1 pseudogene is annotated in these 298 nt (G+C 45.6%); it reads left to right on the top strand.

The features are described from left to right. Positions 1–280, top strand: a pseudogene (locus tag ACNQ0W_RS25580) (MFS transporter); the annotation flags it as partial. Positions 281–298: the final 18 nt, after the last annotated feature.

Here is a 298-nt window from a genome sequence, read left to right as displayed (position 1 = left end):
CTCTTTAATTTGCCTTTGCATCGCAGCCTCAGGTGTGCTGACGGCATCCTCTTTATTCTGGATGTTACCGACCAACTTTTTGGGTGGTGTTTCCGCAGCGGCAGGTATTGCAGCCGTCAATAGCTTCGCCAATCTTGCAGGATTTTGCTCACCTTATTTAATCGGTTGGGTCACTACCAACACAGGTTCAAATGCAATCGGCATGTTCTTAATCACAGCAGTAGTAATTTTCGGTGCCAGTCTGGTTCTGCGTGTTCCGGCAAAACTGGTTAATCGTTAATAAGGAATAGTAAATGAC

Source organism: Enterobacter cloacae complex sp. 6730903, assembly GCF_048283985.1.
Classification (GTDB): Bacteria; Pseudomonadota; Gammaproteobacteria; order Enterobacterales; family Enterobacteriaceae; genus Enterobacter; species Enterobacter hormaechei_C.
Note: the sequence above shows the minus strand (reverse complement) of the source record. Positions and strands in the feature narration are given on the sequence as shown.